Source organism: Paenibacillus sp. NPDC056579, from assembly GCF_042793215.1.
GTDB lineage: Bacteria > Bacillota > Bacilli > Paenibacillales > NBRC-103111 > Paenibacillus_S.
This window is the reverse complement of sequence record NZ_JBHTVD010000006.1, coordinates 327,074-351,090: the sequence shown is the minus strand read 5'-3', so window position 1 is coordinate 351,090 and position 24,017 is coordinate 327,074. Positions and strand designations below refer to the sequence as shown.

Sequence of the window (24,017 nt, the reverse complement as noted above, 5' to 3'; positions counted from 1 at the left end):
AACGGTCTTTTGGGGTTTTGCATTGAGATATGTTAGTATCAATTGAAACGAATATGTGAAACAAAAGAGGTGGAACCAAGGGGTGAAGGCATTTCAGCGAAATTGGCAATCCTATTTCGGCTTTGTCAGTCTACGAACCAAGTTGATTACAGCGTTTATTCTATGTATACTGTTGCCAATTACCGGAGTTGGCATCTATGTCTACCAGAGCTTTGAGCAGGAGATGACTTCGCAAATTGCCAAAATGACGTCCGATCGGCTGCTGCAGGTCAACCGGAACATCGAGCGCCGCTTAAATGAGCTTTCCAACATCTCCCGAGCGATTGCCCTGGATGAACGGCTGAGGGAGGTGCTCGTTTCGCTGCCGGCAACGGACAAAGCAAAGCTGGCGTTTTCCCACTTTATGGATAAGAAATATTTGGAGGTTACGACCTCGATCGCATCGGACTCTGTCTACTTAACCCTGATAGATAATTCGGGTAGTTTATATACGAATTGGAACAGTTTTGTCACAACGAAGGAGGAGATCCGGCATGCGCCTTGGTATGCCAAAACGGTCGAAAAGAACGGCTTCATGGTTTGGACGTTGCAGCAGGATAACTTTGTCTCCCCGTCAAGCGCCAAGTTGATGACATTATCCATGCTTGTCAAGGCAGATAATCTCATAGACAATCTAGGCATGCTCACGATCAGTGAGCCGGTTACTCCATATTTGGACATACTGAATCCCGATGCGGCGTATTCGTCGAGTCTGGGGTTTATTGTTGATCGAGATGGGGCAATTTTAAGCGATGACCCAGCTCAATCGGAGAATGTATATAAATCCATTCAGCCGCTTCTTGACAACAGAGGAGATACGTTTCAGACACGTATTGGCGATAACATGTATATCATAGGGAGTTATGTAGTTCCGGTTACGGGCTGGCGTGTCGTACAGGTTGTTCCTTACCGGGATATGTTAAAAACAGTTCTTCATAACCGGAATATCGCGGTTGTGATTCTCATTGTCTGCCTAACGCTATTCGTAGGCTTGATAATCGGCCTTACTTCCATGATGATCAAACCACTAAGCGAACTTAGAAGGGTCATGAAGATGGTCGAAAGCGGTACACTCGACGTCGTCTATACGGTTAAGACGCGCGATGAAATCGGATTTTTGGGGCAAAGCTTCAATAGTATGCTGTCCGATTTGCGAAGCCGGATTCAGAATGAAATTGTTTTGGAGAAAAAGAAGGAACAAGCAAAATTGGAGGCACTGCAGGCGCAAATTACCCCGCATTTTCTGTACAATACGATGAACACTATCAAATGGATGTCCCTCATGTCCGGGAACAAACAGATTACGGAGATGCTGATGGCGCTCGGTCATTTGCTGAATACAAGCATTCACCGGGGACAAGAGGTTATCCCGCTGCACGACGAGATGGAGAATGTACAGTATTTCCTTACGATTCAAAAATACAGATTCGGCGACACGATTCAAGTTCATTACGACATTGACAAGAGTTGCCTGGATGCTCTCGTGCCCAAATTATCGCTGCAGCCGATTGTGGAAAACGTATATCAGCATGGGCTATTTATGGAAAAAAGCGGAGAAATGCATATCCGCGCTTATCGGAAGGATGAGCTGCTTCAACTGATCGTTGAGGATACCGGCACCGGGCTGACCGAAGAGCGACTGGAGGAGCTACAAGCGCAGTTAGCACAAGAACAACTCGGTCCCAGCATTGGCCTTACCAATGTGAATAAACGAATTAAGCTGATGTATGAGGGACCTTATGGATTGCAGATCGAAAGAGACTCGAAAATGCAGCTGACCCGTGTCACGATTACGCTGCCATATCGCGAAAGGGGAGGCCATGAAGGTGAAGATGGTCATAATTGATGACGAAGTTCTTGTGCGCAAAGGCGTCATCTCTAGTGTGGACTGGGAAAGCCACGAAATTGAAATTGCCGGCGAAGCGGCGGATGGCCGAAGCGGCCTGGAGCTGATCCGCACCGTACAACCGGAGCTGGTCTTGACAGATATTCGGATGCCTCATATGGACGGCTTGCAAATGATGAAAGAAGTGCGAGAAGAATTTCCACATATTCGGTTTGTCATCCTGAGCGTACTGGAGGATTTCCCGACCGTTCGCGAAGCGTTGAAGCTGGGTGCCGTGGACTATATGAATAAATTTCGCATGGATCCCGACGAGCTGCTCCAGTCGGTGCTCAAAATCAAAGCGACGCTTGTACCAAAGAATTCCGCCATAACGGCCGAAAAAGCCGATGTAGAATCGCCGTGGAAGGTGATGCGGGAGGATTGGCTTGATTGGCTACAGGGGACGCCGAATGAAGTGTATGATGGAGCCATAATATCCGGGAGCAGGCATGTCGTCGTTGTATTGGAAAGAAACCAAATTCATGCAGGGACTAGTATTAAGTACAATGAGCTACATGTACAGCTGGAAGCATTCATAGAGCAAGGTGAAGCTATCGCTTGTCTATTTATATACGAAAGCTCCTCCGGATGGACACTTTTCTTTCGCATGCCGAAAGATACTTCTTCGGAGTTTGAGATCACTTGCGCGCTTCTCGAACGCATGACGGCCATGCGGCATGCATGCGGTGACACCTTTAGCTGCGGTGTCAGCCGGGCTTTTCATCAAGCGTCGGAACGGATGGAAGCGTACCGGGAGGCGCAAGCTGCCCTCCGACTCGTATTTTACCGAGGCTATGGCGTGTACGCGTATGATTCGGATCAATCCGCATTTTCCGATCGACACTCGCAGTTTATGGAAATGGGAGATTTCAAAAAGTATTTGATTTGTTTGGAAGGGCATGACGATGAAGCGGCCGAGAAAGCGTTTCAGACGCTTTTTCCTGCAATCGTAAGAGAGGATGTAACTGTCACCGAAGTCGTTGATGCGGTTCACGCTTGGGTATCGTCTGTCATTCTGCTCCTCAAGGATTGGGACGGACAAGTTCCGGCAAGCATGCTATCGGAATCCATGTTTGAGCAAGTACACTCCCGTGGAACCTATCTCGAGCTTCGCGCTTGGTGCTACCATCTGCATCAGCTCGCTAGGGAAATGTTGGTTTCTTTCAAAAAAAATGCTAATCAACGGCCTGAAGTACAGCGAGCCATCGATTATATCAAAATCCATTATGCCGAACAGATTCGGGTACAGGACGTAGCGCATGTTGTCAATCTGAGCGAGAACTATTTCAGCAATCTGTTTACAAAGGAAGTCGGCAAAACATTTTCCCAGTATCTTCAGGAAATTCGCGTTGAGAAGGCGAAAGAGCTCCTCCGCGGCAGAAAATTGGATTGGTTTGAAGTAGGGGAGCGTGTCGGTATGGACAATCCAAAGTATTTCTCCAAAATTTTCAAAAAATACACAGGCTGTACACCGATTCAATACACGGCTTCCCGCAAATAACTTCACGATGGAACATGTAAAAATCACTTGAACTGCTGTAAAGAGTTCTATGTGATTTTTTTTCGTAGAATCGTGTCTTGGCCTCAAAGATTTGTATCCGTTTACATGTGAAACGAATTGAAAACGGTTAACTTTCAAATTATCGTATCCTTTTTTCGTGTGATTGTTGGTTTAACCCTTCCACCCCATGGGTTACGATAATAAGCGTCAAGACCACAGAACAAGTAAGCAGAAAGGGGGCAGTGTTATGAAGGCATACAATAAGGAAGCGTTTACAGGATGGTTGTTTATTATGCCGGCAATCATCGGATTCGGGCTATTGACGGTGATTCCGATTATATTTTCATTGGTCATCTCCTTTACGGACTGGAACTTTATGGAGGGACTCAAAGGTATCCGGTTTACCGGCTTTCATAATTATACAAAGATGTGGTCTGATCAGTGGTTTACGGACAGTCTTAAGAACAATTTAATTTTTGCCGTAACGACCGTTCCTTTAATCATGTTATTTTCACTGCTAACAGCTGTAGCGCTGAATCATGGCGCATTTTTCAAAACGCCGCTGCGTATGATTATTTTCATGCCTTACGTCTCGAGTATTGTTGCTGTGTCGCTGGTATGGGCGCTCTTGTACTCTCCAAGTCAAGGGCCGATTAACCAAGCGCTCCGCGGATTTGGCATCGAACATCCCCCCGGCTGGCTTTCCGATCCCAAATGGGCTTTGGTCGCCATTATCATCATGAGCGTTTGGGCGGCAATCGGCTATAATATGGTAATCTATTTGGCCGGACTACAAAGCATTCCGAAAGATTTGTATGAGGCATCCAGCATTGATGGAGCAGGTAAAGTCAGACAATTTTTCAGTGTGACGATCCCGCTTTTGTCGCCAACAACGTTTTTTGTTCTAATTACTTGCATTATTCATTCTTTCCAGGTATTTGCCGCCATCTTCATGATGACGCAGGGGGGGCCGGGTACTTCCACTTCGGTATTAACTTTCTATATTTACCAGACCGGCTTTAGCTTTTACAAAATGGGTTATGCGTCCGCGATGGCTTGGATCTTGACGCTGATTATTTTCATGGTCACGATCGTACAGTGGATTGGGCAAAAACGTTGGGTGAATTACTAGAAGGAGGAGACAAGCATGACGTGGCTCAAAAACAATGGGCTGAAGCTGTTCACGACAATATTGCTGGCGGCCGTGGCGGCTACGATGCTGTTGCCGTTTCTCTGGATGCTGTCTACATCGTTGAAAAAGCAAATCGATGTATTTCATGATCCGATGATCTGGATACCCGCCAAGATTCAATGGAATAACTATAAGGAAATTTGGTTCGGGTCCCATCCATTCGGTCTCTACTATTTCAATTCAATTAAAGTAACGGTGCTTTCGGTGATCGGCGCCGTACTGATCAGCTCTGCCACCGCTTATGGCTTTGCCCGCTTTGAATTTAAAGGCAAAAATTTTGTTTTTCTCATTTTCTTAGCAACGATGATGGTTCCTGATCAAGTGACGCTCATTCCGAGATTTATTTTATTCAATTATCTTGGTATCTATAATTCGCATTGGGCCTTGATATTGCCAGGAATCTTTACGGCGATCGGCATTTTCCTGCTTCGCCAAACTTATTTGACGATACCCGGCGATTTCTCCGAGGCGGCAAAAATTGAAGGCGCCAACCATTTTCAAATTTGGACGCGTATTTTCATCCCTTTGTCCAAACCTGCACTGGTTTCCTTGGTCATCCTTAGCTTCACATGGAACTGGAATGAGTTCGTCAATCCGCTTGTTTTTATAACGAGCAAGAAATTGTTTACTGTTCCGCTTGGCCTAACTAATTTTGTCGATGATTCCGGCACAAACTATCCGCAAATGATGGCTGCGGCAGTCAGTTCTATTTTACCCGTCATCACGGTATTTTTATTCGGTCAGCGCTGGTTTATTCAAGGAGTTGCATCCTCCGGAGTGAAAGGGTAATTCTTTTCCTTCGAACCGGTAGTCGTTCATTTTTTCCGTTTATCTAATTACACATAGAGAGAGGCAGGGTATTACAAAATGATGAATCATCAACGTATGATGGGTATTGTTCTAACAGTAAGTATCGCGGCAATGGGGCTGGCCGGTTGCGGCTCGGACCCAGCAACTGACAACGCCGGCAGTACAGGAGCTTCAGGCAAAGTCGTAAAGCTGAAGTTTTGGGGTGCAGTTCCGGAAGAGAGCGGACCGAAACAGGCTGTTGAGAACTGGAATAAAGCTCATCCTGACATTCAAGTCGAATATGTTCGGTTTGTTAATGATGAAGCCGGTAACACCAAGCTCGAAACATCGCTAATGGCAGGCAGCGAAGTCGACTTGTTCGTTAACTATCGAATGGATAAGCTGGTGAAGCGGATCAACGCTAATATGGTTGAGCCGCTGGATTCGTATATTGCCAAAGATCAGTTTGACATTAAGGATAACTTCGGTGATAAAGCGATCACAAAGTTTAATAATAAATCCTATTATATCCCGGCGATCATTTTGAACGATTTTGTTTCCATCAATAAATCTTACTTGGATGAAGCAAAGCTACTGATTCCTACGGACTGGACTTGGGATCAATATAAAGATTATGCTGTGAAGCTGACCAAAGGCCAGGGTAACGATAAGCGATGGGGTTCCTTTGTGGGTAACCTGGAGCCGAAAATCTATGAATGGATGGACAAAACGGTAAAAACCGAGCTCGGTTCGAACGCGTTTTACAAAGATGCCCAAACAAGCAATCTCGACAATCCGGTTTTCAAGTCGTACTTGGACACAATGGTCGATATGGAGCGAAACTTAAAAGTACAGCCTCCTTACGTAGAAGCCAAAACGTCCAAGATGCAGGGCACAAGCCTATTCCTTTCCGGCAAAACCGCGATGGTTTGGAATGGTACGGCAGGCATCCGCAGCATCAAAAATACGAAGGACTTCCCGCATGATTTTGTCACCGCGTTTGCTCCAACGCCAAAAATGACGGCGAACAGTAAATACATCGGCGGCGGCACAGGTTACCTAGACTTCGTTACGATCAACGCCAACTCCGAAAATAAAGAAGCAGCATGGAAATTCCTAAAATGGTACGTGACGGAAGGGAATGAACCGCTCATTTCCAGCGGACGCGTCCCGGCATGGAAAAAAGTAGACAAAGAAAAAGTAGCCAAACTAGTGCTCGGCGACAATCCCGAAAAACTGTTCGACGTTGAGTCGTTCAAGCGGGTAGCTTTCGCTGATGTAGAGTATGTCAACGATACGCAGTTCAAGAACCTTGCCGAAATTCAGAAGATTGTTGATGAGGAAGGCGAACGTGCGCTGATCGGTGAAAAAAGCACCTCGGATGCTGTTGAAAATATGAAGAAGCGTGCCGATGACATTTTGGCTAAAAATTAATGGAGGGTGTATTTAATATGAATACTTCAATTTACGACTATGAAGTCGCCGTTATCGGTGGAGGTCCTGCGGGAGTTGCAGCGGCAATTGCCTCGGCTCGCACCGGCGCAAGCACGGTTCTGATTGAGCCTAGCTCCTTTCTTGGAGGAGCCGGGACTGGCAGTTTGGTTGGTCCATGGATGACGAATTATTTTCAGGACCGTCAAGTTATCCGCGGCGTATTTCAGGATGTTGTGGATGAATTGGTTGCATATGAGGGCTCAACGGGCACAGTCAAGTGCCCATACGACAAGCCGGGTTCCACGCAGGGAACGGGCGGTTATATCACTCCGTTTGACCCTGAGATTTTGAAATTTGTTCTGAACAAGCTTGTCCTAGAGGCTGGAGTCAGGCTGTTGCTCAATACGTATGTGGATGAGGTTTATGCCAAGCACGGCAAGGTGGAAGGAATCGGCATTCGCAGTAAGTCGTCCAAAGATATCATCCGTGCCAAGCAGTATATCGATGCGACCGGCGATGGGGATATCGCGGTATCGGCTGGGGCGCGCTATGAGTACGGGCGCAGACAAGATGGATTAGCACAGCCGGTGTCTTCGCTTTTCAAAATGAGCTATGTCGATCTGGATAAGTTCATCGACTACACACTGGGGCACCGCGATGAGCTGGTCTGGGTAACGTATCCAATCCTCCCTGCAAACTTGCCGGCTCACTTTGCTAAGCGCATGGTAGCGCTTAGCGGCTTCAACCGGGTGGTTGCCGAAGCCAAAGCAAGAGGAGAGCTGCATGTAGGCCGTGAACGGCTGACCCTGTTTTCCGACTATCGCGATGGCGATGTGCTCTTTAATGCAACCCGCGTCAACCGCATTGACGGAACGAATAATCAGGAGCTGATTCGTGCAGAGATCGATCTGCGTCAGCAAGTCATGTCGGTGGTCGCGTTTGCCCGTAAATACTTGCCTGGGTTCGAGCGGGCTTCATTGGCAAGCGCAGCTTCCCGGGTAGGGGTTCGTGAGACGCGACGGATCATCGGCGATTATGTCCTGACCCAGGACGATGTACTCCACGGTGCCAAATTCGCTGACAGCATTGCCAAAGGCTGCTTCCCAGTCGACATTCATAGCCCACACGACCATACGAATGTCTGGACGGAACTCGACGATGCCTACGATATTCCGTATCGGTGTTTGCTCCCGGTTGATTTGGAAAACCTCTTCGTTGCAGGACGCTGCATCTCGGCAACGCATGAAGCGCTCGCTTCCACGAGGGTACAATCCCACTGCATGGCAATCGGGCAAGCGGCAGGCGTAGCGGCCGCCATGGCAGCGGAACAGAATGAAGACACACGCGGCATTAATGTAGGTCAGTTGCAGGAAAGGCTGCTTGCTCAAAAAGCTATCATTTAAACCGTCTCCCGTCATAAAACGATATTGCAATCTCGTGGTGAGAAAGGGACATTCGCCCCAGCCCGCAATATAGCTGGATGGGGGAAATCCTCACGTCAGGTTTGTCGGGGAAAGGTCGGTTTTCCACAGTATGGCTAAACCCCGAAAAATCTTGAGATGATGGCAGATTAGAGATGGCGCAAGGAAAACCCTGCGCCATACTTTATGTATTGGGTGAAAGGATACCTTCTGCAGTTGTTTGGCAAGAAGCTCGACGGTCAACTTGTCCGATAAGTGACGTTCGATGTATGCGAGCACGATGCTCACTTTCTCGGAGGAGGCTGATTGAATCTGGAACGGTTGCTGCTGACGCCCGGCTTGTTGAATAAAGGTACCGATCAGCTCGAGTAAAGCGGATTTCACCAATAGGAAACTGGAAGCCGGGATTGATTTTCAAAGTAGTTAATGAGTTGCCGGAATACCTCTCCACAACTCGAAGCGGGGACGGAGCGTCGACGACAACGGGAACAGCTGGAACAGGTCAGTTTCGCCGACTTTCGAGTAGAAGTGGCACCAAGTTTCCTTTGATTGCGTTTGGCCACGCAATCACATTGAATTGTGAAGCCAAGAGCTCGTCCGCAGGCTTCTAATATCACCCAGTATATTTGGAAATCGCTCATGTTCCGATCTCTTATTTGGTTTAATTTGATCTATCTTGGACAGTGATATTTTCCAAAATGATTCATTAGAACGGCTGTAATTACTATCGAAAATGATTCAGCATCCCCGGTTCGACTCCAACTAATTACTCTAAGCCGATTGAACATCCAACCTTAAATAGATAAGTCCAAAAAAATATCTAAATTTCTTCCTATTCACGAAAAATCTTCGGCACACATCACATCTTTGAAATTGCCTAAAGTAGCTTTAAGTAATTCTATACATCTCGAAAACCTATACTTTTATTGCATCAATACAATCATAAGCTTTCAAATTTGACAGAGTCATTCAGAGTTAATTGAGTATTTTCTAATTTCTGAAGAGGTTGGTTCTTTGATGAGTTATAAGATACTAATTATTGAAGACGACAATGTGGTGTGGGAAAAGATGAGTATGTATTTATTAAAAGAAGGATATCTCATAAACCGGACCTCAAAAAGTGTGGAAGGATTCACGGCTTTTTCAGAATTTGACCCACAACTGGTGATCCTCGATCTCCAACTTATCGATCATAGCATGATTGAGCTTTGTAGGAAGATACGGAAAAAAACCTATATACCCATACTGGTGGTAGTTACGAATAAGGATTCTCTTGAAAGAATTGAATACTTATCTGCAGGTGCAGATGTATATATCTATAGACATTTTAGTATTAATGAGTTAATTGCTAGAGTATCATCCTTACTGCGTCGTACTTATTGCTATCCTGATGAAGTTTTAAGAAGGGTTCATGCTATAAGTAAATCTGATTTCGAATATATTAGACTTGATGATGATCGCCGAATACTTATTATAAGAGGTTCTGAAGTCAATGTTACTTACTCAGAATATGAAATAATGAAGGTATTAGTTACAAACAAGGCACGGGTGATTACTCGCGACTTTATTATTGAAGCTTTACGGGGGATTGATTCGGCAATAAATCAACGTACTATTGATACGCACATTGCTAACTTACGAAAAAAAATCGAGTGGGAGCCAAAAAGTCCGGAAATTATTAAAACGATATGGGGTGTAGGGTATAGATACATGGGAAAATTATGATATTTATTTCTTCTTACTTACCAATTATTGCACTTGTTTCTTGTTTCATCGTAGGTTCACAATCGTTTCTAGTTTATAATCACTTCGATTCCGGCTCTGGGATGAATCAAACAAAATTGGTAGCTTTAGAGATATTGAACCTCCACACCCTTGAAAGGGTGGGATTCTTAGCTAGCTAACAGGCGCATACGTTTCCGCTTTGCCCAACTGCTAAGTTAAGGGCTAGTTCAATAGACCGTCCTAGATCAGAGCATATAGCTATCTAGGCTGACAGACTGTTACCATCTGCTACAGGTTGACGCATGATGTTGATTGCACCGATACGATCTCGATGCGCTCCGCAGGTGCATTGATACGTTCGATCTTTTGCTTTGTTTCGCTGATGAATCGTTTGTTTCTCTTGATAAACTGAAAAACAATTTTATATTAAACTAAAGGGTACACTAGTTTAATAAAGTCAGTCTAAAACCTTCCATAAGAAGCTAACTAGATTTAGTAGCTCTTATGGGAGGTTTTATTTATTATATTAAGTGAGTTAAGGCAACTGTATGAAGGTGATAAACGTATTCTGGGGTTAGTCCCAGTAGATTGAAAGCCTACGCCCTTCAGTTCAAGATGCTGGAAGGGAGCAAGGAGACCTGGATATTTCTGAGGTTACTTTGAACTTGTTGAAGGTATACTTGGCAAAACAGTCCGATTATAATCTTCTTGTCGGATTACTCGGGTGTTGCAAGGTCGCATGTTCAAACTTCATCTCTACCTTTGTTTGTGGCGGTATGTTACGATCTGAATGTCATGTAGCGGCCATACCTCTCGAAACAACTGGCTGTTCTGTTTAAATCCTCAATAAGCTCTTTAAACCTCGTATCATTAGAGAAGAGTGCATAATCTGCACGAAAGTGTGCAATCAAGACTTGTGCTCTGGATTCCCAATCCTGTATGTTCGATCCGAGTTTGGCATCCGTCAAAAGAGATCTCATCCTATGGGGTCTCTGCTTCATATTATTTGAAAATGGCGGTATTAGAAAAACTAACTCAATTGTTTTTTTCCATAGCAACAATTCCTAGTATCTTCCGATTACGAATGGCGGAGCCCTTATTACCGGCTCCAAACCAATATTATATTGCTGATCTTCTACCTTTTCCTGTTGTATCAGTCTTGCAAAAAGATGGAGATGTACACTTCTGCCTCAAAGAGGTATACCATGATGTTCCATTATTGGCAAGCTAGGTTACTTCTTCCTTCAAAGCCCCGAGGTCAGTCGTCGTCCATGGATACTAACCTACTCGCCAAAGCCTATTTTCTCGCCAAAATATGGGGTTTCGTTTCCTAAGTAGTTATGCGTCCACTCTCCGAATGTGTATGTTACATAAGAATAGGGCATATACCATATGCCCTAAGGAGTGTGACGAATATGAAGCACCTGGCAAAGCGGAAAACCGACCGAAAAAAACGTAGGCACAGACGTCTGGTACAAAAGTGGAAATGCAAAAGAACAGAAACATTCAAAAGTTCGGATACTATCAGTAAACATTGCAAAAGAAGATATAAACCAAGACGCGGCAGACCTTGCAAGAAAAATAGCCCTCGAGGATTCCGTAAAAAAAGTTGTCATGGCCTTCGGATGATTCCGACATTGCAGGAAATTAAGTCCCAACTCATCTCAATGATACAAAGGCAGGTAGGCTCAGCCGCTAGACAGGGTCTCTCGGGACCACAAGGACCCCAAGGAATTCCAGGTTCTTCAGGAGTACAAGGCCCGCAGGGAATTCAAGGGGCTACAGGTCCTCAAGGTCCCCCAGGAATCGTAACCGTTCCTAGCATAGAAGTTACCCCCTCCGTAAACCGTTATTTCTACTTCCCAAGCACCGACTTGGATTTATCGTTGCCGGTCACAATTCCCGCCGATCAATTTACGAACGATGCAGGAGAGTCACAGTCCGACTTTACCGGACTCGGCCCGAGCAGCTTTAGTAATCTTTATATAAATGGGATCGTACAACCTGGCAATTCGTACAACGTTAATAGAGCTAAATTGATCTTTTTGCCACAAAGCGAAACGATTTATGCTGGAACTCCAATTGTTCTCGAAACGGTACAACTGTTCGCGAAAATTAGCATCTAGAAATTTATGGAATTTATGCCCTCGCATTCCTCGAATCTCGTGCATTTATTAATAGAGAAGGGAGGTGATGAATAATGCCTATCGTGACACCATATCAAAATAGTAGAAGATTTACTTCCACAATCGGTGCAGGAACGGGGACAGGGGCGACATTTGCAATTGCCGCTACAGCATTCACAAACGATGCCGGCACAGCCGCAACGGCGTTTCCGGCTACTTTCAATTATTACAATCTTTATATTAACGGTCTTATGCAAACTGCTGATACGTCCTCTGTTACAACCACTACTATCACCATTCCCGGAGGCGACGTCCTGGATGGAGGGACTCCTCTTGTCGTCCAGTTCGTCGTCTCATAAGTTTGCCGCTGTTTGATCCTCTCAGAGGAAAATATGGCAAACTCATCGGCTTCACAGCGACCGGCTTCTATCCGTGATAGGAGCTGGTTCATTGTTTGAATCTAACATCGAAGGGGGACTTTTAATTCTGGAAGAAACACTTCATTTGGCTACATATTTCGATGCTGCTTTCAGTACATTGTCTAGGAGTTTTTTCTCATAACGATAAAATCCAATGCGGTCTCTCATTAAATTATGGTATGGTAAGGCGATCCTGCAGGCGTTTCGCCAGGAGAAAGCCCGTTTGGACGAATTCGAGGAGCTGAACGAGGACCGGTACCGCAACAACGTCAAGCAGTTCCGGGTATTCTCCCTTTCCTCACGCAACTTCACCGGCTTGATCGGAGCCTTGTTTACGGCAGGGACGATCTGGTATTTCGGCGGCCAATCATTGCATACGGCCATTTCGTTCGGTGTTTTTTATGCGTTTATCGATTATTTGGGCCGCTTTTTTCAACCGATCATCGGCATCTTCGATCAGCTGATGAATGCCCAAAGGGCTATTGTATCCGCCGAAAAAGTGTTTCATCTGCTCGATCTGGAAGGCAGGGAGCTGGAGGATGCTGTCGGAGCGGCGAGACCGGAAGGGCATGTTGCGTTTGACAACATTAGCTTTGCCTACAAGGAAGGGGAGCCGGTGCTTTGTAACATCACATTCGAAGCCAACAAAGGCGAGACGGTGGCTCTTTGTATGACATACAGGCTCTGGCAAAAGCTCGATCATGAACTTGCTGCTGGGCTTTTACGAGCCGACGGAAGGCGAGATTCGTATCGATGGCAAAAGCATTGCCGGAATGTCCAAGCAGCAGCTCCGTAAGCATATGGGCATCGTACTCCAGGATCCGTTCTTGTTTGCAGGGGACATCAAGTTTAACGTAAGCATGCACAACAAGGACATTGACAAGAGCAAGGTCAAGCAGGCATTGGTGGATGTCGGAGCAGCTGGCTTCATCGAGAAGCTGCCCGGCGGATACGACGAGCCAGTTGTGGAGCGCGGAAGCACGTTGTCGGCAGGCCAGCGGCAGCTGATTTCATTTGCCCGCGCGCTTGCCTTCGATCCCGCGATTCTGATTCTGGACGAGGCGACGGCCAGCATAGATATCGAGACCGAAGGCCTGATTCAGCAAGCGCTGAAAGTAGTCGGCGAAGGGCGTACGACCTTCGTTATTGCCCACCGTCTATCGACCATACGGGAGGCGGATCTGATTCTCGTCCTGCATCGCGGAGAAATCGTAGAGCGCGGCAATCATGAGCAGCTCATGCAGCTGCAGGGCCGATACTACCGGATGTATCAGCTGCAAAAGGGTGGGGAGAAGAGCACTGCAAATCGGGCGATATAGACCTACGAGGCCCTGAGGGCGATGAGAAAGCAGGCAACAGGTGAGGGGGACCTCCAGATTGCGGCGTCGGAGCGGCCAGTTGATCGTTGTTTGCTTGAAATCCTGCAAAAATAGGGACAGATCGGTCCGTGAGGCCGTTATTGACGTCGTTTTGCAGTAAAATCTTTGGAATATCGCGCAATAAGGAATACGGTCCGATCGCTAAGCGTTTTTGGGTATTTTTGCGGCAATAACGGAACCAGGTCCATTAGAGCTTCACTGGGGACCGATACATCAAAGAGCGGGAAGGCGTGTTAACACCATGCGGTCCTGCTTTTATTTTTTAATTTGCATGAAACCAATAGGGGGATTGCTTCTCCCAATAGCTGCGGAATCTTCCGTTGTGGCGGAGAAGCTCGGAGGGTGCGCCTATTTCCCTGATCATGCCGCCCTCCAGATACACAACAAGGTCCGCCTAGATTCACACTTATCTCGGGGCATGAAACAACTGGTGGAGGGACTCATAGAACCACATATCGGTTAAGAGGCGTTAAGTCTTTTAAATGTCAAGAGGTTAATACTTATTTCGCTGAAGGTTCATACAGACCTTGTTTAACAGGAGAGGTTCTAACTCATGATGGATGGGCAACAATTACACAAGTATTTGCTACTGGCTCGGTAACTCTTAATTAGATATGTGTTCTGAGGGTAGAACTATGTGCTATCGTCAGAATTATTCATTAAGGGAGGATTTTAAATGGAATGGTTTTATCAGGATAACCTAATTGAAACTCCTGTAACTGAAAGAAAAATAGAAGAAATGGATATAAGTAGAATCTCTTCAATGGAATCAGTTAATCGTATCTCATAGATTATGTTATTAAAATAAATGTAATGATAATAAGGACAAATATCACGTGGGAGTGTGGGAAGATTCTTTAAAAAACTCGTTATGAGGCGACTTGCTTAATATGGTTAGTCTCAATTTGTTTTACAAATAAGTTTTATTATAGTAGTCCGGTCAGGAGCATACCGCCCTAACCGGGCTTTCTTCGCCTTTCTTATTTAAAGTCGTCGCCTGTTAAATAGTTGTGGAAGGGACGGTCAACCCAGAACTTGTACGTACTGACGTTGACCTTCGGGTCGATTTTTTTGAAACCAGCAACGATTTCATCCGACTTGTCGTTTAGTGAGAAAGATTGTGCATAATAAGGACCCTCTGATGTGATTTGATTATTTGTAATCACATCGTAATCGTTCAGTTCGGTCAAGGAGTAATAGAGCGGCTGCCACCAGGAACCGGCGATCAGACCCACCGTATCTTCGCTGTTTTTCTTGGCGTACTTCAGCACGATTTGCTGGAATTTGGCTTTGTCCGCAGCGCTCGTGAATTCGAGGGCGATGTCATACTCCTTCGCCAAAGCGATATAGTTGCCGTTGGCCAGCTTTTTATAGCGTGTTGTACTGGACGGCGTAGGTTGCCCCCACTCGATCAGATGCACGAAAGCAGAGGTCTTCGGCTCAAACTGCACTTTGGCTTCAATCCCTTCGCTACGTAGCAAGCCGATCAACTGAATCGCGTGCTTCAGATCGGAATGACCGTACGTCAAGGATAGCGTGTCTACGAAATTGGAGCTAAAGCGCAAGTCCTTCAAATTGTAACCGGTGACGAGCCCTTGCTCCAAAGCGGCGTTGACGACTTTCTCCAGTTCAGGCGCTTCGATGATGTCCGATGTATTGTAGGCGTCGGTCAGCTTCGCATAGATATTGGGATTGGAAGTTTGGCCGATGTAGTGTTTGTACTGGCCTTGAACTTCCAGTACGTGTCCGAGAAGCTGCTCCGCCAGCCGCTTGGAAGCATTCGCGCCTTGCTTCAAGTCACCGTAAAATTCCGGATCGACGAGGCCGGTATCCTTCGCCGCAGCAATTTCCTGTGCAGCAGACAAGGAAACGAAATCGTCAACGTTGAGCATCAGCGGGGCGAGCGATTGGGAAACTTTCGGCTGCGGATAGGAATAGGCCAGTTCGGTGACGCCTGCCGCTTTCACCGCAATAAATGCGGCTTGCAGCGGCGATAGTGGTTGATCAGCCAATGTTGACGTCGAGGTCAAAATTCCTCGCTGATAAAGCGCGGCCGCCGAGGCATAGTATGGACTGCTCGTCGGTAGATCGCTGAAAGCGACGGTCGTTTTGCTGTCCGGCGCGTACTTCAGCGAGCGAGCGATAGCGTCGATAAATTCCCCGCGTGTTGGCGTTTCCGACAACGTCACATTGAATTTCTCTTGTAGGAATATGCTGTACTCGCTCAATCCTTGTTGAGTTTGTACAGGGGCGGCCTGAATGGGAGCTAGAGCTTCCGCTTGAGCATCAGCACCGAACACCGAGGGCGCTGGAACGGCAAGCAGCAAATAGGCGGACAGAGCAGTTGAGAGCAGTCCATTCGGTACGGAAATCGTCTTGAACATAATCATTCCTCCACACATGGCCAAAATGGTAAAATATAAATCCGAGTAATTATATGGGATTTTTATGAATTCTATCACCCGTCAGATAACCTGTCAATAGTGAAAACTAAGCCGAGCGAGAAGCGGAAATACCAATTTGAAAAGCAGATTGAAAACCACATTACCCTATTTTGCACATATATTGATTGGTTGAATATCAGTCAAACATTAATTTACATCAATCATGAGGTGAGAGGAAATGAACGAATACCTAGAAAACAATAAATCGGAAAGCGGGTTTATATGCTGCTGACCGATACCGGTACATTGTTCACAACGCTGATCAGATAGTTTACCGCCGCTCCGTATAACCATGCTGCAATAGACACAGAACTGAACGAATTGTTGAGCTTCGGCCGCAAGAGGCGACGAATCCTCGAGTTGCAGGGTTTGTTTAAGAAGATGTCTGTGATGGGACTTTCCGTCATTTCCCGGCATGCTCTGCACACTGCTTCGATTGAAGGTTTCCAATCAGCATCGTACCGATGTGATTCGGATCATCCGGACTTTTCAGAAGGAGAAGCCATCCTATCGGTATAATCTGATTGGATTGTTAGGAGTGCAAATGAATCTCTACTAGCATGTAACGAAATCATGTTTGGTCGAAATTATATAACAGATTAAAACTTGACCGATCAGCGGTGTGCATCAAATTGAGTGATGGACCCCCGACACCAAACGAAATTAACCTTTTCACAAGAATATTTCTTTACGTTCAATTATGCTTTGTGTTTCATACTTAATCATAGACAGTAGTCAACCGGATGTATCCGGCCTCCGTCTCAAGACGGGGCACCAACCAGTACCTCAGCCTATATGCTCTTTTGGTTAAATCGTCTATCATAAAATTAACAGAAATAAGGAATTTACATAGAAATATTATTTCAGATTGACAATTTCAATGAAACTCGCCATTAAAATAAGGAGGGATGGTTGGATCAATGTTACTTCGTTTACGCAAATCTTCAATGCAGGCGGCCTGGATGGTGTGGGAAAGAGGGTTCGATTGGATTTCACACTTTCGCGGCTCACATACATCGCACTTTGGAATTTGCAAAGTCATGATTAAGAAACACCGGGGGGAGAGCATCGTCTGTGCTGACTCCACCATCATCGATAAAGGCGATCTGGTCGGGGAACTCCATCTCAATAATGAAACGATTCTGACGCTGATCAAATCCGAAGGCTCAGACCGCGCGGCGCTCATGACGGCCCGGCTTACACGGAAATCCATGCAGCAGATCAGCGAGGCGTTCGCAAGTCAGCCGGAGTTCAGAGAGGTGAAGGCGTTAATCGGCATTACGATGCTTCATCGTGGTTTGACATATGGTCTTGGTTTCGAACAACAACCGATTAAGTCCTATCTGTTCAAACGCATTACAACGGCATATCTCCGATTATTGTTATCCGTCATGCACCCTGAAGGCAAGAAGCGGGTTGGTAGCAAGACCGAACAATTGATACCGATGATGCTGATTCACTCCAGCAGCTCGCTGAGGAACCGATTTTTGACGGTGAAGAGGCTGTCCATTCCAGAGGAATTATGTCTACCCAAATCAAGCTCCAATTAATTAAAGATACTAAGAGCGTGGTGAGTGAGTTGCTGGAGGGCGGTATGGAGTTGGAACACAGCGATTGGAAACCCATAACGACCGAGGTAATCTATTTTTCATCATTCTCTGTTACAAAGGTGGGATAGGCATTCATGGATAAAATTATGGAATTTTTACAGAACTTCGGAGCGACTGGACTTTTCATACACGCTATGCTCGATGCGATTATTTTCCCCATCCCGGCGTTTTTCCTGCAGCTTTCTTTAAGCGCGGTACAGCCGGAGTCGGCTTTATGGCTCGCTACGGTTGGCTTTGCCGGAAGTCTGCTTGGGACACCGATCGGTTATGGGATCGGCAAAGTGTCGGGAAAACATGTTTTGGGCAGTGTTATGAAAAAAAAATGGCTCGATTCGGCAAGCGCTTTATTTGCCCGCCGCGGCGAGGCCGCTATCCTGATTGGATCGTTCACTCCAATCCCGTTTAAAATATTTACAATTTTATCCGGATGCATGAATTATCCATTATGGAAGCTGCTCAGCTATGCAGCCATTGGCCGGGCGGTGAAGTTTTATGTAGTCGGTTTTCTCTTCTTTATATATGGCCGCGCGGCAGAGAATATGGTGAATCAAGTTCTCACTGTTACGCTGGTGGGCGTTGGCGTAGCGATTGCGGCAATATGGTTCTTGATACGTAAGCTGTCCGAGCGGAGGAAGATAAGGGATGAACATCAATCGGTCGAAAAAGCAGGGGATGGAGGCGGAAAGCAGGATGCAGTGGATAAGGCGAATTGATCAAACGCTGTTCTTTTGGTGCAACCATCGGCTGAGCAGTCGGGCCATGGACCGATTGTTCGGATGGATTACCCATTTGGGCGGAGCTTTGTTTACCATCGTTTGCGCAGTGTCCCTGGCATGGTTCGCCGAAGGGGAGTTCAGCAGAATTGGGTTGCAAAGCTTGATCGCACTGGCCGTTAGCCATATCGTTGCTGTCCTGATCAAGAGAAAGGTGCGCAGAGACAGGCCTTTCCGCAAGCTGGAGCAGGTGAAGGTAGGTAAATTCCCTTTGAAGGATTATTCTTTCCCATCTGGCCATACAACCGCTATTTTCGCCCTGGTTACACCTTTTATTTTGGCCTCATCACCGGCAATTATGCTTGTCTTGATTGGTCTGGCCTTGTTGGTGGCCATATCCCGGGTTTATTGGGGCTATCATTATCCGATCGATTGTGTGGCTGGTGGGATGGTCGGATTCCTAACGGCGGTGATGGTTGTTTTACTCGTGCATAGTTGAATTTCACGAGAGAGGCGATTGTTGATGAATAGCAGGAAAGCTGGGCGGACTGACGACCTCCGAAGCGCTGGCGCTTCAGCTTCCCATGCTGCTGCTGGAGCCACGTCTGGGGCAGAAAAAGGATAATGCCGATTATTTGACTCAAGCGGGAGTAGCGTATCTATGTCAGATTGACAATCTGCAGGATCAGTTTCAACTGCTGGTTCAACAGCCTTCCCTATTGGATGAAATGAGGGGGAAGGTAGGGCTGTGCAAACAGCAGAATTCCGCCAGACATGTACAAATTCTGAACATGCAGAGCGATACACAAGAAGAAAAATGGGTTTGCTCTTTGCAGCAGTATGCTTAAGCTTACTTATCACTAAGGGGGATAGAGACATTGCTTGTTAAATATTTGTTGATTGGGCTCATAGGCTTCATTAGTCTGTATATGCTAATTCCTAGTTTTGTGCCAAGAATAATCGGATTTGGTGCCTTTCGCAAGGGAACGACCAAGAACCAGGTGGCGTTCACGTTCGACGATGGGCCGCATCCGAAGTATACACCGGAATTATTGGATTTATTGCAGGATTATCAAGTGAAGGCCACATTCTTCGTGCTTGGCTCGCAGGCGGTGCTACACCCGGATCTGATCAGAAGAATGCATCGTGAAGGTCATCAGATCGGAATCCACAATTACGATCACACCTCCAACTGGCTGATGCTTCCCTGGACGGTGCGGCGTGATCATATGGAACGGACAGCAGATATTATTGAATCCATTATTGGAAAAAGGCCAGATCACTATCGCCCGCCGTGGGGGCTCATGAATGCTTTCGATTTCTTTCATCCCAAATCGTACCGCATCGTGCTTTGGTCCCTGAAGGCGGGGGACTGGCGCAGCAGAAACTGCCGCAAAAAACTGAAAGCAACGCTGCTGAACGGAATTACGGACGGATCTGTTATTTTGCTACATGACAGCGGAGATACGCCGGGAGCGGACCATCACGCGCCATATTTTATGCTTCGTGCTCTGGAGGAAGCGCTGCAGCAATTACAGGGACGCAACTTGCAATTCGTTCGTCTGGATGAAATGGCTTGACAAGTGAAATGAGGTGAAAATAGTGGGGCAGGAACCGCAAATTTTAATTATAACGGCCGATTACGGCGAAGGTCATCATCAGGTGTCCAAGACGTTGCAGCAAAGCTTGATCCGCAATGGTTATAGCCAGTTGGCGGTTGTCGACTTGTTCCGGGAAGCTTATCCTACTCTGAACAAAATCATCCGCTATCTGTACCGGAAAAGCCTGTTTGCAGCCAGCCTGGGCATTCCCTATTACGGATGGACCTACCATCTGAACAACCGGCTTCCCATGAATGGAAAGATCGCAGCCTGGATGAACAGTCTTGGCGGCGACAGGCTCAGGAAAATCGTCCTCCTGTACAAGCCGGAAGTCATCATTTATACATTCCCGTTCGGCAGCTTGCCAAGCAGCGAGGCATTATCTGCGATCCGTCCCCGTACCGCTGTTGTCATAACGGATTTTGACGTTCACCGAAGATGGCTGTTCGCCAAGCCGGATCATTATTTTGTCCCTGCCAGAGACGTGAAAGAGGCCATGGTCAGGCAGGGCGTCCCCGAGAGTCGTATTACCGTGACCGGAATTCCGGTCAGGGAGTCATTTCATGATGCGGCAATGATCGGTTTCGGCTCCAGCTCCGGCAAAGAAGCAGATGAGAATGTGATTCTGCTTATGGCTAACGTCTGCGGCACATTGCATTCGCTATCGAGGCTCATCGGGAAGTTGTTGCTCTTGTCAGGCATCCGCATTCAAGTGATTTGTGGCCGGCAGGAAGGATGGAGACGGAGGCTTGTGGAGAGTGGGGCAAATGATACAAGAGTGGAAGTATTCGGCTTCACCGATCAATTGCATGTTCTGATGAGCAGCGCCTGCTGCGTCGTCACGAAAGCGGGAGGCGTTACACTATCCGAGACGATTCGGGCCGGGGTTCCGATTTTCATCCTAAAGCCGTTTATGGGGCAGGAGAAGGAAAAAGCCCTGTATTTGCAGCGCAAAGGAGCGGCAGTCGTGGCCTTTACGATTCATGATCTGGTGTTGCAGATACAAGCGATGATCTCCTCTGAGCTGATCAAGCAGTCGATGATGAACGGGCTGCTCGCAGCAAGGCAGGAAGCGGCTGCGGACCATATTGTCCGGCATTTGTTTCCTGAGGCAAATCCCTTAAGCAGGAGTGGAATATGATGAGCGGGAGGAGCGCATTCAAGCTTGCTACTCTGACGCTGTTCACGGTGCTTTTTTGCACAGAGTTTGTCCGAAGCGCTTTCTTGTTCTCGTTCCTGCCGAACTTTGCCGTCAACGAGTCGGGGCAAACCGTTGCTTTGGTCGGTCTTGCAGTCTCGCTTCATTATACAGCCGATACGCTGATTAAATGTGTGGCTGGATATTTGCTGGACAGGTTTTCGCTGCGCTGGCTGCTGCCCGCCACTTTCGTCCTGATGCTATCCGGACTAGCTGCCGTGTTCTTTAGTCCGTATGCCTGGGGGCTCGTTGCCGGATCCGTGATGCTTGGGATGGGGGGATCGCCTATATGGCTCATTTGTCTGGAGAAAATACGGCTGACGGAGCGGGCGGCCCAGATGGGGGCGATATATACCGTGTGGCTGGCCTGCATCGGTCTGGGGCCGGTCACAATCAATCTCACCTTCGATTATGGCTTCGAACCTGCCTTACGGCTGATGGTTGCGTTGCTCGCCGTCGGCTGCATCGCATCGTTCGCGATTAACAGAACAACCCCCTTGCATCTCCAGAACGTCAGCTTTGCCGAACAAGCTGCAGGACTGCGAAGAAGGCTCGTTCAGCTGAAATGGTTGTTACCAGGCATGGTCCTGCAGATGACTGCAGCGGGACTGCTGCTGCCAATACTGCCCGGTTTTGCCGCTAACCATCTCGGTCTGAGCCAGCCGCAATATTCGCTAATGCTCATATTAGGCGGGGCCGGCACGATGCTGTTTCTTGTCCCGATGGGGAAGCTGGCCGATCGATGGGGGCACAAGCAAATGCTGGTCGCCGGTTTCGTATCGCTTACGACCGTATTGGCTCTGTTAGTCGTATCCATGCCGCCGCCTGCATTATCGATGCTGTTTGCCTTTATGCTGGGATTGTCCTACTCAGCCGTGCTTCCGGCCTGGAATGCGGTGCTATCGTACCTTGTTCCGGAGGATCAGAAGGGGACCGGGTGGGGAGTACTCTCAGGGATTGAAGGGCTCGGCATTATGATTGGTCCGGTCATCGGGGGATGGATAGCCAGCCAGTATACGAATGCCGCTGCCATTAGCATCAGCGTTGCTCTGCTGGCGGTTCTTGCACTTTTTTATTTGATTTTACCACAAAACAAGCTTGTCTCGGCTGGCAGGACTTTGCAGCACAAGAGGGAGAATGCTCATGGACCCGATCGGGTTAGTTGAACATTTGTTTCACGAATATGGATACCTGGTCCTGCTCATCGGCTTGCCGCTGGATTTCATCGCGCTCCCCATTCCGCCGGGCAACAGCACCTTGACCTATACCGGTTTCTTAGCCTTTAAAGATGTGCTTCATGGACTGTCGGCTATTGCGATGGCCCTGGCGGGATCGATTATAGGGGTCACCATCACGTACGTGATTGGCTACAAGGCCGGTATGCCTGTGATCGAGCGTTACGGACACTGGCTCTTCCTCAAGCCGGAGCTGCTCGAGAAGACGCGCCGCTACTACGACAAATACGGGGACCGATTGCTGCTGGTCAGCTTCTTCATTCCTGGAGTCCGGCAGTTTATCGGCTATTTTATCGGCATTATTCGGGTGCCGTACCGCAAAGTGCTCCTATATGCCTATACCGGGGTCTCCCTATGGGTCATTGCATTTTTTTCAATCGGCTATTTCTTCGGGGAGCAGTGGCAACATATGTTCAGCATCATTGAGCAATATATGAAGTTCTTTTTTATCGGAGTGGCTGTTCTCGCGGGGGTATGGTTGCTGGTTCAAGTTCGAAGCGCGAGGCGGAGTCGCAGTAAAGGAAAGGTAAGGAGCAGAGGGTGATGGTGCAGAAGAAGCTACCAGACGGCATAGCCGTGTTGGAGAAGGCGGGCAGGCTGCCCGTCTTCTCCTGCCGAATGGGGACGCAGCAGTTCAATTCAGTGCAACGATCGTCAAGGGCGAGCGCCGAAAATGTCTGTAATTACTAGAACAGTTAAGCAAGCCGGAGAGGGGGGAAGTGACGATTTGATTCAATCGTTCGAACAAGATCATAATAAGAGGTAGTACCAACGTAGCTGTCATCAGGGGCAAAATATATGGTATATATTTACAAGTTCCCGTGATACGGTCATAAACTGAGCTAGGCTGCCGGTCCATGTCGTCAGCCTAATCTTAGTTGGATATTGAACTATAGTTCCCGTTTGCGGAATAGTTTATCGAATGAAATCAGTGTTTTAACCTTACAACTAATCCTAAAGATTACATTCCAACTGAGAATACGGAAGTTTACCGAACGACAAGGATTAACCGAACAATAAGATCACCTTTTGGACATCGTTCATATATTGTTTTTGCTAAATTTGTCATAAAAAAGTCTGGATAGGTGATCAAGTTGGTTTAGATCTTACAAATCTTCTCATAATACAATAAACACTGTTAAATTGGAGCTAGTGATATTATCTTTAATGCATACTCAAGCTTGTTAGGATCTAACATCGCAATTCCAACATAAGAATTCTTTAATGACTCGGCGAAGTTAATTTCTGGACCAATTATAAACGATAAGTCATAAGATTTTTGAGAGACTTCCCCAAACTCCCAATC

Annotated in this window: 19 protein-coding genes and 1 pseudogene; 18 read left to right on the top strand and 2 right to left on the bottom strand. The window is 47.0% G+C overall.

Translation table 11 applies throughout. The annotated features are described in order from the left end of the window. The first annotated feature begins 82 nt into the window (after positions 1–82). From ACFQ88_RS23790 to ACFQ88_RS23760, 7 genes are all read left to right on the top strand, one after another. Complete coding sequence (locus tag ACFQ88_RS23790; protein WP_379457419.1) at positions 83–1,885, top strand: sensor histidine kinase; 1,803 nt, start codon at positions 83–85, stop codon at positions 1,883–1,885. After that, on the top strand, positions 1,872–3,425 hold the full coding sequence (locus ACFQ88_RS23785; RefSeq protein ID WP_379457966.1) for a response regulator: 1,554 nt from the start codon (positions 1,872–1,874) through the stop codon (positions 3,423–3,425). The genes ACFQ88_RS23790 and ACFQ88_RS23785 overlap by 14 nt, the downstream gene beginning before the upstream one ends. Positions 3,426–3,672: 247 nt before the next feature. Next, the gene (locus ACFQ88_RS23780) at positions 3,673–4,557 is read left to right on the top strand and encodes a carbohydrate ABC transporter permease (RefSeq protein WP_379457417.1); all 885 of its coding nucleotides are present in this window, start codon (positions 3,673–3,675) and stop codon (positions 4,555–4,557) included. A gap of 15 nt (positions 4,558–4,572) precedes the next feature. Further along, positions 4,573–5,406 (top strand): carbohydrate ABC transporter permease, encoded by an 834-nt coding sequence (locus tag ACFQ88_RS23775; protein ID WP_379457415.1) that lies wholly within the window; start codon positions 4,573–4,575, stop codon positions 5,404–5,406. Between the two features lie 78 nt (positions 5,407–5,484). Continuing rightward, on the top strand, positions 5,485–6,840 hold the full coding sequence (locus ACFQ88_RS23770) for an extracellular solute-binding protein (RefSeq protein WP_379457413.1): 1,356 nt from the start codon (positions 5,485–5,487) through the stop codon (positions 6,838–6,840). A gap of 17 nt (positions 6,841–6,857) precedes the next feature. Further along, on the top strand, positions 6,858–8,243 hold the full coding sequence (locus ACFQ88_RS23765) for an FAD-dependent oxidoreductase (RefSeq protein ID WP_379457411.1): 1,386 nt from the start codon (positions 6,858–6,860) through the stop codon (positions 8,241–8,243). A gap of 1,035 nt (positions 8,244–9,278) precedes the next feature. After that, positions 9,279–9,986, top strand: a complete 708-nt coding sequence (locus ACFQ88_RS23760; RefSeq protein WP_379457409.1) for a response regulator transcription factor — start codon at positions 9,279–9,281, stop codon at positions 9,984–9,986. 779 nt (positions 9,987–10,765) lie between these two features. Here the strand turns inward: ACFQ88_RS23760 and ACFQ88_RS23755 are convergent. Then, complete coding sequence (locus tag ACFQ88_RS23755) at positions 10,766–11,044, bottom strand: MmyB family transcriptional regulator (protein ID WP_379457964.1); 279 nt, start codon at positions 11,042–11,044, stop codon at positions 10,766–10,768. Between the two features lie 282 nt (positions 11,045–11,326). On the opposite strand from ACFQ88_RS23755, the gene ACFQ88_RS23750 reads away from it, so the two are divergent. The 3 genes and pseudogenes from ACFQ88_RS23750 to ACFQ88_RS23740 all read left to right on the top strand — a co-directional run. After that, on the top strand, positions 11,327–12,112 hold the full coding sequence (locus tag ACFQ88_RS23750) for a DUF4183 domain-containing protein (protein WP_379457407.1): 786 nt from the start codon (positions 11,327–11,329) through the stop codon (positions 12,110–12,112). Between the two features lie 74 nt (positions 12,113–12,186). Then, positions 12,187–12,471 (top strand): DUF4183 domain-containing protein, encoded by a 285-nt coding sequence (locus ACFQ88_RS23745; RefSeq protein ID WP_379457405.1) that lies wholly within the window; start codon positions 12,187–12,189, stop codon positions 12,469–12,471. Between the two features lie 250 nt (positions 12,472–12,721). After that, a pseudogene (locus ACFQ88_RS23740) lies at positions 12,722–13,850 on the top strand (ABC transporter ATP-binding protein); the annotation flags it as partial. A gap of 1,040 nt (positions 13,851–14,890) precedes the next feature. Here the strand turns inward: ACFQ88_RS23740 and ACFQ88_RS23735 are convergent. Beyond that, complete coding sequence (locus ACFQ88_RS23735) at positions 14,891–16,294, bottom strand: hypothetical protein (protein WP_379457403.1); 1,404 nt, start codon at positions 16,292–16,294, stop codon at positions 14,891–14,893. A gap of 980 nt (positions 16,295–17,274) precedes the next feature. Here ACFQ88_RS23735 and ACFQ88_RS23730 point away from each other — a divergent pair. The 8 genes from ACFQ88_RS23730 (at position 17,275) to ACFQ88_RS23695 (ending at position 23,255) form a co-directional block, all read left to right on the top strand. Further along, the gene (locus tag ACFQ88_RS23730; protein ID WP_379457401.1) at positions 17,275–17,904 is read left to right on the top strand and encodes a YkoP family protein; all 630 of its coding nucleotides are present in this window, start codon (positions 17,275–17,277) and stop codon (positions 17,902–17,904) included. Positions 17,905–18,050: 146 nt separating this feature from the next. Then, entirely contained in the window at positions 18,051–18,677 is a 627-nt protein-coding gene (locus ACFQ88_RS23725) for a YqaA family protein (RefSeq protein WP_379457962.1), read from the top strand. After that, a complete protein-coding gene (locus ACFQ88_RS23720) occupies positions 18,655–19,176 on the top strand; it encodes a phosphatase PAP2 family protein (RefSeq protein WP_379457399.1) in 522 nt (173 codons plus the stop codon). The genes ACFQ88_RS23725 and ACFQ88_RS23720 overlap by 23 nt, the downstream gene beginning before the upstream one ends. Positions 19,177–19,261: 85 nt before the next feature. Beyond that, entirely contained in the window at positions 19,262–19,525 is a 264-nt protein-coding gene (locus ACFQ88_RS23715) for a glycosyltransferase family protein (protein ID WP_379457397.1), read from the top strand. Positions 19,526–19,555: 30 nt separating this feature from the next. Next, a complete protein-coding gene (locus tag ACFQ88_RS23710; RefSeq protein ID WP_379457395.1) occupies positions 19,556–20,257 on the top strand; it encodes a polysaccharide deacetylase family protein in 702 nt (233 codons plus the stop codon). Positions 20,258–20,279: 22 nt separating this feature from the next. Continuing rightward, positions 20,280–21,419 (top strand): MGDG synthase family glycosyltransferase, encoded by a 1,140-nt coding sequence (locus tag ACFQ88_RS23705; protein ID WP_379457393.1) that lies wholly within the window; start codon positions 20,280–20,282, stop codon positions 21,417–21,419. Further along, the gene (locus ACFQ88_RS23700) at positions 21,419–22,642 is read left to right on the top strand and encodes an MFS transporter (RefSeq protein ID WP_379457391.1); all 1,224 of its coding nucleotides are present in this window, start codon (positions 21,419–21,421) and stop codon (positions 22,640–22,642) included. Before ACFQ88_RS23705 ends, ACFQ88_RS23700 begins: the two co-directional genes overlap by 1 nt. Then, positions 22,620–23,255, top strand: coding sequence for a DedA family protein (locus tag ACFQ88_RS23695; RefSeq protein WP_379457389.1), 636 nt, complete (start codon positions 22,620–22,622; stop codon positions 23,253–23,255). The genes ACFQ88_RS23700 and ACFQ88_RS23695 overlap by 23 nt, the downstream gene beginning before the upstream one ends. Positions 23,256–24,017 lie beyond the last annotated feature (762 nt).

Coding starts and splice junctions, on each gene's coding strand:
- ACFQ88_RS23765 (WP_379457411.1), top strand. CDS start 6,858: ATGAATACTTCAATTTACGACTATGAAGTCGCCGTTATCGGTGGAGGT.
- ACFQ88_RS23715 (WP_379457397.1), top strand. CDS start 19,262: ATGCTGCTGCTGGAGCCACGTCTGGGGCAGAAAAAGGATAATGCCGAT.
- ACFQ88_RS23700 (WP_379457391.1), top strand. CDS start 21,419: ATGAGCGGGAGGAGCGCATTCAAGCTTGCTACTCTGACGCTGTTCACG.
- ACFQ88_RS23695 (WP_379457389.1), top strand. CDS start 22,620: ATGGACCCGATCGGGTTAGTTGAACATTTGTTTCACGAATATGGATAC.
- ACFQ88_RS23780 (WP_379457417.1), top strand. CDS start 3,673: ATGAAGGCATACAATAAGGAAGCGTTTACAGGATGGTTGTTTATTATG.
- ACFQ88_RS23735 (WP_379457403.1), bottom strand. CDS start 16,294: ATGTTCAAGACGATTTCCGTACCGAATGGACTGCTCTCAACTGCTCTG.
- ACFQ88_RS23775 (WP_379457415.1), top strand. CDS start 4,573: ATGACGTGGCTCAAAAACAATGGGCTGAAGCTGTTCACGACAATATTG.
- ACFQ88_RS23750 (WP_379457407.1), top strand. CDS start 11,327: ATGCGTCCACTCTCCGAATGTGTATGTTACATAAGAATAGGGCATATA.
- ACFQ88_RS23720 (WP_379457399.1), top strand. CDS start 18,655: ATGCAGTGGATAAGGCGAATTGATCAAACGCTGTTCTTTTGGTGCAAC.
- ACFQ88_RS23725 (WP_379457962.1), top strand. CDS start 18,051: ATGGAATTTTTACAGAACTTCGGAGCGACTGGACTTTTCATACACGCT.
- ACFQ88_RS23760 (WP_379457409.1), top strand. CDS start 9,279: ATGAGTTATAAGATACTAATTATTGAAGACGACAATGTGGTGTGGGAA.
- ACFQ88_RS23785 (WP_379457966.1), top strand. CDS start 1,872: ATGGTCATAATTGATGACGAAGTTCTTGTGCGCAAAGGCGTCATCTCT.
- ACFQ88_RS23730 (WP_379457401.1), top strand. CDS start 17,275: ATGTTACTTCGTTTACGCAAATCTTCAATGCAGGCGGCCTGGATGGTG.
- ACFQ88_RS23745 (WP_379457405.1), top strand. CDS start 12,187: ATGCCTATCGTGACACCATATCAAAATAGTAGAAGATTTACTTCCACA.
- ACFQ88_RS23770 (WP_379457413.1), top strand. CDS start 5,485: ATGATGAATCATCAACGTATGATGGGTATTGTTCTAACAGTAAGTATC.